17 protein-coding genes are annotated in these 12,802 nt (G+C 74.7%); 6 read left to right on the plus strand and 11 right to left on the minus strand.

Annotated features, from left to right (window positions below):
- The first annotated feature begins 14 nt into the window (after nt 1–14).
- Nucleotides 15–932: a LysR family transcriptional regulator gene (locus tag A3CO_RS0112880; protein ID WP_018332667.1), complete on the plus strand. Its 918-nt coding sequence runs from the start codon at nt 15–17 to the stop codon at nt 930–932.
- Nucleotides 933–953: 21 nt separating this feature from the next.
- On the opposite strand, the gene A3CO_RS0112885 is transcribed toward A3CO_RS0112880, so the two are convergent.
- Nucleotides 954–2,963 (minus strand): FAD-dependent oxidoreductase, encoded by a 2,010-nt coding sequence (locus A3CO_RS0112885; protein ID WP_018332668.1) that lies wholly within the window; start codon nt 2,961–2,963, stop codon nt 954–956.
- Nucleotides 2,964–3,047: 84 nt separating this feature from the next.
- On the opposite strand from A3CO_RS0112885, the gene A3CO_RS31940 reads away from it, so the two are divergent.
- Nucleotides 3,048–4,454: a mycothione reductase gene (locus tag A3CO_RS31940; RefSeq protein ID WP_051085937.1), complete on the plus strand. Its 1,407-nt coding sequence runs from the start codon at nt 3,048–3,050 to the stop codon at nt 4,452–4,454.
- Between the two features lie 32 nt (nt 4,455–4,486).
- Here A3CO_RS31940 and A3CO_RS0112895 read toward each other — a convergent pair whose 3' ends face one another.
- Both A3CO_RS0112895 and A3CO_RS31945 read right to left on the minus strand, forming a co-directional pair.
- Entirely contained in the window at nt 4,487–5,311 is an 825-nt protein-coding gene (locus A3CO_RS0112895) for a CHASE3 domain-containing protein (RefSeq protein WP_157647507.1), read from the minus strand.
- Between the two features lie 70 nt (nt 5,312–5,381).
- On the minus strand, nt 5,382–5,729 hold the full coding sequence (locus A3CO_RS31945; RefSeq protein WP_018332671.1) for a hypothetical protein: 348 nt from the start codon (nt 5,727–5,729) through the stop codon (nt 5,382–5,384).
- Between the two features lie 151 nt (nt 5,730–5,880).
- Here A3CO_RS31945 and A3CO_RS0112905 point away from each other — a divergent pair, with 151 nt between their 5' ends.
- A complete protein-coding gene (locus tag A3CO_RS0112905; protein ID WP_018332672.1) occupies nt 5,881–6,327 on the plus strand; it encodes a cupin domain-containing protein in 447 nt (148 codons plus the stop codon).
- A gap of 44 nt (nt 6,328–6,371) precedes the next feature.
- On the opposite strand, the gene A3CO_RS0112910 is transcribed toward A3CO_RS0112905, so the two are convergent.
- Together A3CO_RS0112910 and A3CO_RS0112915 are read right to left on the minus strand one after the other, a co-directional pair.
- A complete protein-coding gene (locus tag A3CO_RS0112910; protein WP_018332673.1) occupies nt 6,372–6,578 on the minus strand; it encodes a hypothetical protein in 207 nt (68 codons plus the stop codon).
- Nucleotides 6,579–6,638: 60 nt separating this feature from the next.
- Nucleotides 6,639–7,241 carry a TetR/AcrR family transcriptional regulator gene (locus A3CO_RS0112915; protein ID WP_026204560.1) on the minus strand — a complete coding sequence of 201 codons (603 nt, stop codon included), beginning with the start codon at nt 7,239–7,241 and terminating at the stop codon, nt 6,639–6,641.
- Nucleotides 7,242–7,283: 42 nt separating this feature from the next.
- Here A3CO_RS0112915 and A3CO_RS36805 point away from each other — a divergent pair, with 42 nt between their 5' ends.
- A complete protein-coding gene (locus A3CO_RS36805; RefSeq protein ID WP_157647509.1) occupies nt 7,284–7,787 on the plus strand; it encodes an IclR family transcriptional regulator in 504 nt (167 codons plus the stop codon).
- Between the two features lie 6 nt (nt 7,788–7,793).
- On the opposite strand, the gene A3CO_RS0112925 is transcribed toward A3CO_RS36805, so the two are convergent.
- Together A3CO_RS0112925 and A3CO_RS0112930 are read right to left on the minus strand one after the other, a co-directional pair.
- On the minus strand, nt 7,794–8,612 hold the full coding sequence (locus tag A3CO_RS0112925) for an LLM class F420-dependent oxidoreductase (RefSeq protein ID WP_018332676.1): 819 nt from the start codon (nt 8,610–8,612) through the stop codon (nt 7,794–7,796).
- 72 nt (nt 8,613–8,684) lie between these two features.
- The gene (locus tag A3CO_RS0112930; protein WP_018332677.1) at nt 8,685–8,864 is read right to left on the minus strand and encodes a hypothetical protein; all 180 of its coding nucleotides are present in this window, start codon (nt 8,862–8,864) and stop codon (nt 8,685–8,687) included.
- Nucleotides 8,865–9,052: 188 nt separating this feature from the next.
- Between A3CO_RS0112930 and A3CO_RS35800 the strand changes: the two genes are divergently transcribed.
- Nucleotides 9,053–10,021 carry a helix-turn-helix transcriptional regulator gene (locus A3CO_RS35800; RefSeq protein ID WP_157647511.1) on the plus strand — a complete coding sequence of 323 codons (969 nt, stop codon included), beginning with the start codon at nt 9,053–9,055 and terminating at the stop codon, nt 10,019–10,021.
- Nucleotides 10,022–10,037: 16 nt separating this feature from the next.
- On the opposite strand, the gene A3CO_RS0112940 is transcribed toward A3CO_RS35800, so the two are convergent.
- Complete coding sequence (locus tag A3CO_RS0112940) at nt 10,038–10,529, minus strand: VOC family protein (RefSeq protein ID WP_018332679.1); 492 nt, start codon at nt 10,527–10,529, stop codon at nt 10,038–10,040.
- 148 nt (nt 10,530–10,677) lie between these two features.
- On the opposite strand from A3CO_RS0112940, the gene A3CO_RS0112945 reads away from it, so the two are divergent.
- Nucleotides 10,678–10,908, plus strand: a complete 231-nt coding sequence (locus A3CO_RS0112945) for a hypothetical protein (protein WP_018332680.1) — start codon at nt 10,678–10,680, stop codon at nt 10,906–10,908.
- Here A3CO_RS0112945 and A3CO_RS31960 read toward each other — a convergent pair.
- Genes A3CO_RS31960 through A3CO_RS0112960 form a run of 3 tightly spaced genes read right to left on the minus strand, consistent with a single transcriptional unit; the run spans nt 10,872 to nt 12,695 of the window.
- Nucleotides 10,872–11,963, minus strand: coding sequence for a glycosyltransferase family 4 protein (locus tag A3CO_RS31960; protein ID WP_051085938.1), 1,092 nt, complete (start codon nt 11,961–11,963; stop codon nt 10,872–10,874). The two genes, A3CO_RS0112945 and A3CO_RS31960, sit on opposite strands and share 37 nt — an antisense overlap.
- A gap of 4 nt (nt 11,964–11,967) precedes the next feature.
- Nucleotides 11,968–12,267, minus strand: a complete 300-nt coding sequence (locus tag A3CO_RS0112955; protein WP_018332681.1) for a YrhK family protein — start codon at nt 12,265–12,267, stop codon at nt 11,968–11,970.
- A 38-nt stretch (nt 12,268–12,305) separates the two neighbouring features.
- Nucleotides 12,306–12,695, minus strand: a complete 390-nt coding sequence (locus A3CO_RS0112960; protein WP_018332682.1) for a tautomerase family protein — start codon at nt 12,693–12,695, stop codon at nt 12,306–12,308.
- Nucleotides 12,696–12,802 lie beyond the last annotated feature (107 nt).

Raw genomic sequence — 12,802 nt, forward strand, 5'->3', positions numbered from 1 at the left:
TTGGGATGTGCTGCATGGAACTGTCCCTGCGCCGGCTGCGGACCCTGCGGGAGGTCGCGCGGCGCGGCGGGGTCAACGCGGCCGCGGCGGCGCTGCACTACTCGCCGTCCGCGGTGTCGCAGCAGGTCGAGGCGCTGGGGGTCGAGGTCGGGGCCCCGGTCCTCGAACGGGTCGGCCGCGGGGTGCGGCTCACCGAGGTCGGCCGCGTCCTCGTCGAGCAGGCGGAGCTGCTGCTGGCCGCCGAGCACCGGGCGGTCGCCGCGGTGGAGGACGCGCGCCGGCACCTCTCGGCCCGGTTGTCGGTCGGGATGTTCCCGGCCGCGGCCGCCGCGCTCCTGCCCACCGTCATCGCCGACCTCGCCGCCGACCACCCGGGGATCACGCTGGAGAGCCTCGAGGCCGACCCCGACCAGGCGGTGCTCGACGTCCGGCACGGACACCTCGACCTGGCGCTGATCCTCGACTACCCCGACGCCCCGGAGCCGTGGGCGCCCGGGCTCACGATGGTCCCGCTGGGCCAGGACCGCATCCACCTCGCGGCGCCCGCCGGCACGGCGTACCGCCCCGGCATCGACCTGGCCGAACTGGCCGGCGAGACCTGGATCATCTCCGGCGCCGAGAGCTACTACGGCCGCGCCGTCCGCACCGCGTGTCGTCGGGCCGGGTTCGAGCCCGAGGTCCGGCACCGCGTCGACGGGCTCGCCACCGCCCTCGCGATGGTCGCCGCCGGACTCGGCGTCACGCTCGCCAGCGACCTCGGCCGGGCCTTCCTCCCGTCGTCGGGGATCGACGTCGTCCCGCTGAAGCGCCCGCTCAAGCGCACGATCGTGCTCGCCCACCTCCCCCACGCCACGGAACGCCCGAGCGTCCGGGCGACCGTCGACGCCTTCGCGCGCGCCGCCCGGGCGCGGGGGCTCGTGGCGGTGGAGTGACGCCCGGCCGGTGACCACGGCTCACAGGGCGGCCGCCAGCTCCGTCCCCTGCCGGATCGCGCGTTCCGCGTCGAGCTCGGCGGCCTCGTCGGCGCCGCCGATCACGTGCAGCCGGACGTGCCGGTCGGACAGCTCGTCGACCAGGTCGCGGACGGACTCCTGCCCGGCGCACACCACCACGGTGTCGACGGCCAGGAGGCGGGGGCGGTCGCCGACCCGCAGGTGCAGCCCGTCGTCGTCGATGCGCTCGTACCGCGCGCCGGTCACGGTGTCGACGTCCTTCGCGCGCAGCCCCGCGCGGTGGACCCACCCCGTCGTCGTGCCGAGGTCCTTGCCGACGCGGGTGCGGCGCCGCTGGACGAGGTGGACCCGCCGGAGCGGCGGCGCGGGTGCGGCGTCGACGAGCCCACCCCGCGGGGCCGACGACGACGGCGCGGCCACGCCCCACTCCGCGCGCCACGCATCGAGGTCCGGTGCGGCGTGGTGGGTGAGGAAGGTGGCCACGTCGACCCCGACGCCGCCCGCGCCGATCACCGCGACCCGGTCGCCGAGGCGGCCGGCGTCGCGCAGGGCCTCGTCGTAGGTGACGACGCTCGGGTGGTCGATCCCGGGGATCGCGGGCAACCGGGGGCGGACCCCGGTGGCGAGCACGACGTCGTCGAACCCGGCCAGCTCCCCCGCGCCGGGGCTCGTCGTGAGCCGGACCTCGACCCCGGAGCGCTCGAGTCGACCGGCGAAGTACCGGACCGTCTCCGCGAACTCCTCCTTGCCCGGGATGCGTCGGGCGAGGTCGAACTGCCCGCCGAGGTGGTCGCGGCGCTCGAAGAGCGTCACCCGGTGCCCGCGCTCGGCGAGGCCCGCGGCCGCCGCCAGCCCCGCCGGCCCGGCCCCGACGACGGCGACCGTGCGTCGACGACGGGCCGGGGCGAGCACCAGGGAGGTCTCCCGGCCGGCCCGCGGGTTGACCAGGCAGCTGACGCTGCGCAGCGCGAAGGTGCGGTCGAGGCACGCCTGGTTGCAGCCGATGCAGACGTTGATCTCGTCGGCGCGGTCGGCGGCGGCCTTGGCCACCCACTCCGGGTCGGCGAGGAACGGCCGCGCCATCGACACCAGGTCGGCGTCGCCGCGGGCCAGCACGGCCTCCGCGTCGGCCGGGGTGCTGATGCGGTTGGACGCGACCACCGGCACGCCGACGTGCGGGCGGAGCCGGCCGGTGAGGTCGGTGAACGCCGCGCGCGGCACCGACGTGACGATCGTCGGCACGCGGGACTCGTGCCAGCCGATCCCGCTGTTCAGCAGGTCCGCGCCCGCCGCCTCGACCCCGCGGGCGAGGGCGACCACCTCGTCCCAGGTCTGCCCGTCGGCGACGAGGTCGGCGAGCGAGATGCGGTAGGAGAGCACGGCGTCGGGGCCGAGCTCCTCGCGCACGCGGGACACGACGGCGAGCGCGAACCGGCGCCGCGCGGCGGGTGAGCCGCCCCAGGCGTCGTCGCGCCCGTTGGTCGCGGGGGCGAGGAACTGGTTGATCAGGTAGCCCTCGGACCCCATGATCTCGACGCCGTCGTAGCCCGCCTCGCGCGCCAGCCGGGCCGCCCGGGCGAACGCCTCGACGGTCCGCACGACGCCGCGGTGGGAGAGCCGCCACGGCCCGAACGGGGCGATCGGCGCCTTCCGGCGGGACGCGGAGACCGCGAGCGGGTGGAACGCGTAGCGCCCCGCGTGCAGGAGCTGCAGCAGGACGTGGCCGCCCTCGTCGTGGACCGCGTCGGTCACCCGCCGGTGACCGCGGAGCTGCGCGCGGTGGGTCAGGGTCGCCGCGAGCGGGTGCAGCCGGCCCCGCGCGTCCGGGGCGAGCCCGCCGGTGACGATGAGGTCGACGCCGCCGCGCACCCGCTCGGCGTAGAGCTCGGCGAGGCGCCGGTGCCCGCCCGGCCGCTCCTCGAAGCCGGTGTGCATCGACCCCATGAGCACCCGGTGGCGCAATCGCACCGGTCCGATCTCCAACGGCGTCGCGAGCAGCGGGAACGGCACCGTCGGACGATAACCGGGACCGCCGGTCCCGCACATCCCGGCTTGAACGCGCGGGCTTCACGGAACGCGACTTACGGTGACCCGGTGCGGCGACATGATCTCGTGGTGATCGGCTCGGGCTCGGGCAACATGGTGGTCTCGGACGAGTTCGCGGACCTCGACGTCGCGATCGTCGAGGCCACCGAGTTCGGCGGCACCTGCCTCAACCGCGGCTGCATCCCGACGAAGATGCTGGCCTACACCGCGGAGGTCGCCGACACGGTGCGCGACTCCGCGACCTGGGACGTCGACGCGCAGCTCGACCGCATCGCCTGGCCCGCCCTCCGCGACCGCGTGTTCGGCCGCCTCGACCCGATCGCCGCGGACGGCCGGAAGGGCCGCGAGGAGAGCGACAACATCACGGTGTACGCGGGCGAGGCCCGCTTCACCGGCCCGCGCACCCTCGTCGTCGACCTGCACGACGGCGGGTCCGCCGCGATCGAGGCCGAGCGCATCGTCATCGCGGCGGGCGCACGGCCGGTGGTGCCGCCCCCGATCGAGCAGTCGGGGCTGCCGTTCCACACCTCCGACACGATCATGCGGATCGACTCCCTGCCCCGGCGCCTCGCCGTCCTGGGCGGCGGGTACATCGCGGCCGAGCTCGCCCACGTCTTCCACTCCGCGGGCAGCGAGATCGTCATGATCGACATGGCCGACCAGCTCCTCGGCCCGCAGGACGAGTCGGTGTCGGCCGCGTTCACCGACATCGCGCGCGAGCGCTACGAGCTCCACCTCGGCCGCGAGGTCACCGCGCTGGAGGGCAGGCCCGGGGCCCTGCGGCTCGTCCTCGACGACGACACGACGATCGAGGCCGACACCCTGCTCGTGGTCGTCGGTCGCGCCCCGAACGGCGACTCGCTCGACGTCGACGCCGCCGGCCTGGAGACCCACGACGACGGCCGCGTGGCCGTCGACGCCGCCGGCCGCACGTCGGTCCCCGGGGTGTGGGCGCTCGGGGACGTCAGCTCCCCGGTGCAGCTCAAGCACGTCGCCAACCGCGAGGCCGAGGTCGTCACGCACAACCTCCTGCACCCCGACGACCTGCGCGAGGTCGACCACGGCCTCGTCCCCGCCGCGGTGTTCACCAGCCCGCAGATCGGCACCGTCGGGCGCACCGAGGCCCAGTGCCGCGACGAGGGCCTGGACTACGAGGTGGCGCAGGTGGACTTCGCCGACGTCGCCTACGGCTGGGCCATGGAGGACGAGACCGGGTTCTGCAAGGTGCTCGCCGAGCGCGGCACCGGCCGGATCCTGGGCGCGCACATCATGGGCCCCGAGGCGCCGACGCTGATCCAGCCGCTGGCCCTGGCCATGACCTTCGACATCGACGCCGCCGCGCTCTCCGGGCGGCCGTACTGGATCCACCCGGCCCTCACCGAGGTCGTCGACAACGCGCTGCGGCAGCTGTCGGCGACGGCGGGGGCGAAGCCGGGGTGCGCTCCGCGCTCGTGAGCACTCAATGGGCCTATAGCCCCCATGAGTGCTCACGAGCGGAGCACCTCGAGCTGCCCCATCTGGTCCCGCTTCGTCGGCTCCGGCAGCTCCGACGGCGAGCCCTCCCGACGGCCCCGCAGGCACGTCGTGAGCCGGTCGACGCGGCGCGGGATGCCGCGCCGGAAGAGGAACCAGGCGAGGGACCGGGTGGCCAGCGCGGCGACCAGCGCGAGGGCGACCGAGACGTAGTCGCGGATGCGGATGTCGTTGATGTCGGTGATCCGCCGGTCGAGCAGGACCCGTTCCTGGCCCTGGAGGTCCGCCACCTCGGCGCGGATGCGGTCCATGAGGCCCTTGCCGTACTCCAGGTGCCGACGGATCTCCGGGTCGTCGGGGCTGCGCCCGCCGGCGACGAACTGCTGCTGGAACGACAGGTCGGCCATCTGCTGCCCGGCCGACGACTCCAGCTCCCGGAGGCGGGCGGACATCTCGTCCCGGGGCCGCTCCCCCGGCTCGTCCGACACGAGCGCCGTCAGCTCCCCGAAGGCCCCCGGCAGCTGCTGCGTCGCCTGCGCGAACGGCTCGAGGAACTCCTGCTGCCCGGTCAGCAGGTAGCCCCGCATCCCGGTCTCGGCGTTCACCATGAGGGACGACAGATTCCCGAGCGCCACCGTCATCTCGAACTCGCGCTGGATGTCGGTCTCGATCGCGACCCGCGTCAGGTTGCCGTTGAGCGCCAGGCAGGCCGAGATCACGACCGCCACCAGCGGCAGCCCGACGGTGATCCGCCCCTGCACCCGGATCGGGACCCGTTCCCAGGCCCGCATCGGCGGCCCGGACACGGCCCTCCACAGGTCGGCGAGTCCACGGGCCACGATCGTCACGGTACGAGAGCCGCGGGCGGTGGTCGCGTCGACGACCATCCCGACGGCGGGTCCTGCCCGCCTAGCGCCGCCCGATCCGGTCGGTCACGGCGTCGGCGAACGTCGCGGCCGCGTCGGCGACCTCGGCGGACGCCCGCCCCGTCTCGACCGCGTCCGCCGTCGTCAGCAGCCACGCCACCAGCGGTGCCGCCAGCGACGGCGCCAGGGCCGCGATCCACGTCGAGGTGCGGGCACGGGTCTCGGCGACGTGCTCGGAGGTCCCGTCGACGTGCCGGGCCACGATCTCCGGTCGCGAGGCGAGCAGCCCCGCGACCTCCCACTCACCGCCGGGCGTCCGCGCCTGCAGCTCCTGGAGCAGACGTGCGGCGGTGCGCAGCGACGCGGCGTCGCGCCACGCGGCGGCCTCCATGCGGTCCCCTCCGGTCCTCGACGACTCCGGCGAGGGTGCCCGCCGGGGTGTGACGGCGGTGCGTGTTGACGAGATCCGGCCCGGTGACGCCCGCCTCGTGCCGTAGCTTCACCGACGTCGAAGGGTCTCACCGCACCGCAGGAGCCGCCCCGTGTCCGAGCCGTTCCACCCCGACCTCCCGGACCGTCCGGCCCACACCCGGGTCCACCTCGTGCGGTCCGCCGACCTGACCGGCGACACCGCGCAGTCCGGCGGGATGCGCCGGCTCGAGGCCGTCAGCGGCAAGTCCGTCGGCTCGTCCGCCCTCTGGACCGGCGAGACGCACGTCGCGCCCGACACCGCCTCGTCCGACCACCACCACGGCGAGTCCGAGACCTCGATCTACGTCGTCTCCGGCCGCCCGCGCTTCGTCTTCCACGACGGTGAGCAGGAGGTCATCCTGCAGACCGCGCCGGGCGACTACGTCTACGTCCCGCCGTGGGTGCCCCACCGCGAGGAGAACCCCGACCCGGCCGAACCCGCCGTCGTCGTCATCTCCCGGACCACGCAGGAGGCCATCGTGGTCAACCTGCCGGCGCTCACGCCGCTCGAGAGCTGACGGGTCCCGACGGCGGGTCGCGCGACCCGCCGTCGGGAACGTGCCTACTCCGCGAGCTTGGCGATCCCCTGGGCCCAGAGGAAGAACTTGTTCGTGCCCAGGTCCCGCACGGTCTTGATGTTGAACGCGTCCTTCAGGTGCTTCGCGTCGGCCTCGGAGACGCCCTGCAGCGCGTCGACCGGCGCGTCGGCGATCTCGTTGATGTCCTTGGACTCCCAGGCCTTGTCGACCTTGTCCGCGATGCCTGCCATGGTCCTCCCTCCGGAATGGCACGGTGGGTCCGCGCCCGGAGCGGCTGTACCCGACAGGGCTCACCGCAATGTCTGGTGCGCCGCCGACTCCAGGAGCGGTTCGAGTTCGGCGACGACCGCGTCGAGCGGCGCCGCGCTCTCCTCCACCCGGCAGAGGACGACCGCACCCTCGACCGACGCGAGGACGACGGACGCGAGCGCGGCGGCCCGCCCGTCCGGGACCCCCTGGGCGACCAGCCCGCGGCGCAGTTCCCCGGCCCACCCGTCGAGGATCCCGCGGACGAGCTCGGCGAGCTCGTGCTCGTCGGCCGGGTGGTCGACGGCGACCGCGACGAGCGCGCAGCCCTCGCGGTAGCCCGTCGCGACGAGCCGGGAGCGCCACAGCGAGGCGAAGCGCCGCAGGATCGCCGCCGGGGAGTCCGCGGTCGCCACGTAGTCGCGGATCCGGTCGGTGATGGCGTCGCCGGAGCGGGTCACCGCGGCCGCGACCAGCTCACGCCGGCCGCCGGGGAAATGGTGGTAGACCGAGCCCCGCGGGGCGTGGCTGTGCGCGAGGACGGCGTCGATGGTGGTGGCCGCCGTCCCGTACTCGCGCAGCAGCACGGCGGCGCTGTCGACCATCCGGTCCCGGGTCGAGACGGCGGGTTCACGTGTCCTCGGCATGGCGCCTCCAGGTGGCTTCGCCCTGTGAGTACTTTTCCGTGTTTGGACACGGAAAAGTACTCACAGGGCGAAGCCACCCTCCCGCACCTGGAGGCGCTCGCCGTGCGGGTGTCCGAGACGACCCACGCCATGGTGCGCGACGGCGACGAGGTGCGGTTCGTGGCGTCCGCCGAGTCCCTGCACCCGCTGATGGTCACCGGGCGCGCGGGCCAGGTGCTGCCGGCGCACCTGACGGCGGGCGGCCGGGCAGTGCTCGCGGGCCAGCCGGAGGAGGAGGTGCGGGCGCGCTACGGGCGCCCCGGCTCCCCCGTGCCCGACGTCGAGGCCCTGCTGCGCGACCTGCGGCGCTTCCGGCGCCAGGGGTTCGCGGTCAACGACGGGCGCACGGTGCCGGGGCTGACCGCGATCGGCATCGCAGTGCCGGGTCCGAGCGGCGCCGCCCTGTCGATCGCGCTGCCCACCGCCCGCTTCCGGCGCGACCGGCTGGCGACGTGGGTCGAGGACCTCACCACCGTGGCCGCGCAGGTGGCGCCCCTCCTGCGGTGACGGGGATCAGCGGATCCAGCGCTCCGCGATCGCGTCGAGCCGGGCCAGCACCTCGCGCTCGGGGCCCGGGTCGACCCAGAAGGTGATCCGGTCGACGCCCACCTCGTCGTGGCCGGACGGGTCGAGGCTGTCGGCGTCGGCACCGAAGACCGTGAACGGGACGTCCGGGCGGCCCTCGTCGTCGAGCCACGCCCGGACCTTGCGATAGGACGCCACGTCACCGCTGTCGGGCAGCCAGCCCTGGCCGTGGTCGCGCAGCCGGCGCAGCGCGGCGTCACTGTCGCCGCCGACGTAGACCGGCGGCGGGGTCTGCACCGGCTTCGGCCAGCACCAGACCGGGTCGAAGTCGACGTACTCGCCGTGGAACTCGGCCTCGTCGTCGGCCCAGATGCGGGCCATCGCGGCGAGCTTCTCGTCGAGGATCCGGCCGCGCCTGCGGGGATCGATCCCGTGGTCGGCGGCCTCCTCGCGGTTCCAGCCGGCGCCGACGCCGAACAGCGCCCGCCCGCCGGAGACCAGGTCGAGGCTCGCGACCTGCTTGGCCGTGTGGAACACGTCCCGCTCCGCCGGCAGGGCCACGCCCGTCGCCAGGGTGAGCCGCGATGTGGTCGCGGCGACCACGGCCAACGTCACGAAGACGTCGATGGTGCGCGAGAAGTGGCGCGGCAGGTCGCCGCCGCCGGGCGCGGGGCTCTCGCGGCGGGCGGGGATGTGCGAGTGCTCCGGCACGAACAGCGACTCGAACCCCCGCTCCTCGAGGGCCGGCCCGAGGGCCGCAGGAGCGATGGTCTCGTCGGTGGCGAACAGCACGACCCCGTACTTCACGCGCCCATGATCGCGGGCCGCCCGGCCCGGCGCCAGAGCCGCGCGGGAGGGGATCGCGCGCGACCGGACCGCTCAGCCGGTGGCGGCGGGCCGACCCGCGGCGCCGGCAGCCGGCGAGAGCCGGGCCCACCGAGCCGCCGTCACCGACCGCTGCCAGTCGGCGGCCAGCTCCCCCTCGGCCGTCTCCGCGCCGACCCCTGCGGGGCTCTCGGCGAGCCACTCGGACAGGGCGCGGTACTCCTCGTCACGCACGCCCGCCCTGTGCCCGACACCGGGCCCGGCGGAAACCCCGGCGGCCCGGGAACCCCGCCGAATGTCGGGGGCAACCCCTGCGCGGGCTGGACAGGGCGGACGTGGCTCGGACAGCATCGCTGGTCACGGTGCACGGTCGGGGTCGGTGGCGAGGAGGTTCGGACGTGGCCCAGGTGGCGGCTCCCCTGATGCGCGCATCGTTCGGCACGCGCGACTTCGAGGAGGCCCGCGCCGTGCTCGCCGGCGCCTACGGGGACCACGTGCCCATCCTGCACGGCGAACCCGACCGCTTCGCCTTCACGACGACGGTGGTCCAGGCCGGGGGCCTCGGGCTCGACTCGCTGCACTACGGCGGGCTCATCGAGAACCGGTTCGTGCTCCGCGAGGACACCCTGCTCGTCGGCCTCATGCGCGCGGGCTCCCTCTCGTACGACGACGGGTCGTACCAGCACGTGCTCGCGACGGACGAGCTGTACTGGGTGCGTCCGGACCGGCCGCAGCAGCAGCTGACCGAGGACGTGCGGTTCGACTTCGCCCGCCTCGACCTGTCCGCCCTGACGCGGGTCGCCGCGGAGATGAGCGACCTCGAACCGCACCAGGTGCGGTTCCACTCCCGGGCACGGGGCCGGGCACGGGCCGAGCGCGTGCGCTACTGGGACGCCACCCGACGCTGGATCGCCGAGCACGTCCTGGCCGACGACGCCCTGGCCGACGAACCCCTGGTCCGCGGCGAGGCCTTCCGCAGCCTGGCCCTCGCGACCGTGCTGGCCGTCCCGAACACCGCCCTCGACCGCCTGGTCGACCCCGTCGCCCCCGTTCCCGCGGCCCCCGAGCCCGCGACGGTCCGGCGCGCCGTGGCCTACATCGAGGAGCACGCGGCCGAGGACATCGGCCTGGCGGATGTGGCGGCCGCCGCCCGCGTCACGCCGCGGGGCCTGCAGGCCGCCTTCCGTCGGCACCGCGACCAGACGCCGCTGGAGTACCTCCGTCGGGTCCGGCTCGACGCCGCGCACCGGGAGCTCGAGGGCGCGGACCCGACGCGGGGCGACACGGTCGCCGCCATCGCCGCCCGCTGGGGCTTCGCCCACCCCGGACGGTTCTCCGTGTACTACCGGCAGACCTTCGGCGGCTCCCCCGGCGACACGCTGCGGCGGTGACGGTGCCGGAGACGGTCTAGAGGACGACCTCGCCGTACATCTCGCCGAGCGGGTCGGCGATGAGCTCGATGCGGGCACCGTCGGGGTCGCGGAAGTAGATCGACACGCCGCTGTGCACCACGTGCTCGACGCCGGCCGCGGTGAGGGCCTCGCGCAGCCGCTCCCACCGGTCGGGGTCGACCGAGATCGCGACGTGGTGCAGCCCGCCCAGCACCTCCGCGTACGGCCCGAGGTCGAGCCCCGGGAAGTCGAAGAAGGCGAGCAGGTTCTGGTTGCCGATGTCGAAGAAGAAGTGCGACGACCCGGGGTAGTCGCGGTTCTCGATCAGTTCGGTCAGGGGGAAGCCGAGGACCCCCTGGTAGAACTCGATCGTCCGGCGCACGTCCGAGGACACCAGCGCGGTGTGGTGCAGTCCCCGTGCGCTGGAGGCGGGCCGCTCGTCGGCCGGGGCGAGGAACTCCGCCCGCAGCGCGGCACGGTCGGCGGCGAGGTGCTGGGTGGTGCTCATGCTGACCTCCTGGGATCGACGTCCTCGACGGTAGGCCGACATAGTTCAACCGTCAACTATCTCTCGGAACCGGCCGGCTGGGTGATCGGTTCGACGGCGGCCCGGGGTGGGGTCATGCTGGACGGTCCGAGACCGACGGAGGTGGGCCGTGACCCACGAACCCGACCCGGAGCGGGACGTCCCGGGACCGACCGGTTCCGAGGCCGAGCTGTCCGACGCCGTCGAGGACGCCCTGCGCCCCGCGACGCACGACGCGGTGATGGCCGTGTGGCAGCAGGTCGTCCTCGGCCGGCTCGACCGTGACCGGCCGGTCCGCGAGGACGACGAGATCCTGCGCCGGCTCTACGACGGCGAGCGTCCGGACGACCCGCCGACCTGAGCGAGCCACCACGCCACGACGTCGCGCTTGGTGTGGCCGACGTACCCGGACGTCCCGGACCGCCCGGACGGCGCCATCGCACGGTGCAGCCCGGCGGCCAGGTCGTCGACGTCGCCGGGGGCGGTGAGGACGACGTGGGGGTGGTCGCCGAGGTCCGGGGCGAGACCGGTCTCGGTCGTGGTGACCACCCGGCAGCCGTGCGCGAGCCCCTCGACCAGCGGCAGCCCGATCTGCTCCCGCCATCCCGGGCGGCGGACCGACGGCATCGCGACGACGGCGGCGGTGCGCAGCAGGCGGTGGATCTCCGCCCGTGGGAGCGCGACCCGCACCGAGACCCCGTCGGGGAGGTCGCCCAGCTCGCGGTCGCCCTCCGGGTCGGCCACCAGCAGGCGCCAGCCCCGCGCCGCGGCGCCGCTGCGCTCCCACGCCGCCACCAGGACGGAGAAGCCCTTCCGCTCCCCGGGGGCGCCGAGGAACAGCACCGTCGGCTCCCGCGGGCCCGTCGTGTCGACCGTCCCGCACACGCTGCACGGTCCGAGCCGGGGCGGGAGGACCGCGTGGCGTGTCCGCCGCACCGCCCACCCGAAGGCGCGGCGGTGGTTGTCGGCGGCACCCGTCGTCCCGAAGACGACGGTGTCCAGCAGCAGCATCGAGGCTCCCGTGGCGAGGAGCAGCAGCCGGGAGGCGAGGGCGCCGAGGACGGGCCGGTGCGGCAGCCGGCGGAGCCGCTCCCGGGCGTCGAGGTTCTCGATGGCGTAGGTCGCGACGGCGACCCGGCCGGCCCGTCGTCGGGGGACGACGCGGGCGAGCACCACGTAGCGCAGCGCGCGGACCCATTCCGCGGTCCACAGCGGCTCGGCGACCTCGAGGAGTTCGAGGTCCGGGTCACGCAGGGCCCGGAGCAGGGCGCGCCACGAGAACGGACGGACGTCGCGTCCCGCATACAGGGAGACGTCGGCGTCGCGGCGCTCGGAGGTGAAGAGCAGCGCCTGGTCGGCCGGCATCTCCTCGACGACGGAGCTCCGCAGGTGCGGGACGATCCGCAGGGTCCGCACGGCGTCAGAAGTCGTGCTCGGACTCGGTCGCGGACCGGCCGTCGTGGCCGGGGAGGCGCTGCAGGTGGATCTGCCGGGCCAGCCGGATCACCGGGCGGATCAGCAGCTCCACGCTGCCGACGACGAAGAACCAGGTGCCCGTGTAGGTCCAGGACTCGGAGAAGAACATGATGCTGCCGACGAGGAACCAGATCGCCACGAGGATGTCGTTGACGATCGACAGCGCCTGGTAGCGCCGCCGGATGACGACCTCCCGGTCGCCGAGGGTGAGGACGAGCGGGTGCGGGGTGTCGGTCGGCGGCATGGCGGCCGGATGCCCCGGCCACCCGGCCCCGACACGGACTAGAGGATCGCGCCCGGATCGTCCGCGGCCTCGGGCAGGATCACGCCGCCCTCCATGACGTTGGCGCCCGGCATCTCGACGACGAAGATCGCCAGGTCCTCCACCGCGTCGCCGGTGATCCCCGTCCACGCCTCCGCGATCTCGGCGATCAGACGGCGGCGCGTCTCCTCCGAGCGCCCGGCCCGGATGAGGCCCACCAGACGCGGCCCCGTCACGGGCTCGCCCGCGGCAAACAGGCTCCCCGCGGGGACCTCGGTGAAGGAGCACTGCACGTACGACGACGGGGCGCCGGTCACCTCGCCGTGCACCTTCGTCATCACCGCGGCGATCTCGGCCTTGTGCTGCAGCGTCGCCCCGCCGGTGGGCACGGTGAACTGGTAGTAGGGCACGGGTTCCTCCCGGGAGCGGCGTGGGTCTCGAATCGAGATCGACCCTAGAGAGGAGCGTCCGCGGCCCGCAACCTCCTCGGACCAGAAAAGAGTCCGACGTAGGGTGG

It is taken from the genome of Actinomycetospora chiangmaiensis DSM 45062 (assembly GCF_000379625.1).
GTDB lineage: Bacteria > Actinomycetota > Actinomycetes > Mycobacteriales > Pseudonocardiaceae > Actinomycetospora > Actinomycetospora chiangmaiensis.

Coding starts and splice junctions, on each gene's coding strand:
- A3CO_RS0112880 (WP_018332667.1), top strand. CDS start 15: ATGGAACTGTCCCTGCGCCGGCTGCGGACCCTGCGGGAGGTCGCGCGG.
- A3CO_RS0112940 (WP_018332679.1), bottom strand. CDS start 10,529: ATGAGCACCACCCAGCACCTCGCCGCCGACCGTGCCGCGCTGCGGGCG.
- A3CO_RS35800 (WP_157647511.1), top strand. CDS start 9,053: ATGCGCGCATCGTTCGGCACGCGCGACTTCGAGGAGGCCCGCGCCGTG.
- A3CO_RS31945 (WP_018332671.1), bottom strand. CDS start 5,729: ATGGAGGCCGCCGCGTGGCGCGACGCCGCGTCGCTGCGCACCGCCGCA.
- A3CO_RS0112910 (WP_018332673.1), bottom strand. CDS start 6,578: ATGGCAGGCATCGCGGACAAGGTCGACAAGGCCTGGGAGTCCAAGGAC.
- A3CO_RS0112915 (WP_026204560.1), bottom strand. CDS start 7,241: ATGCCGAGGACACGTGAACCCGCCGTCTCGACCCGGGACCGGATGGTC.
- A3CO_RS0112955 (WP_018332681.1), bottom strand. CDS start 12,267: ATGCCGCCGACCGACACCCCGCACCCGCTCGTCCTCACCCTCGGCGAC.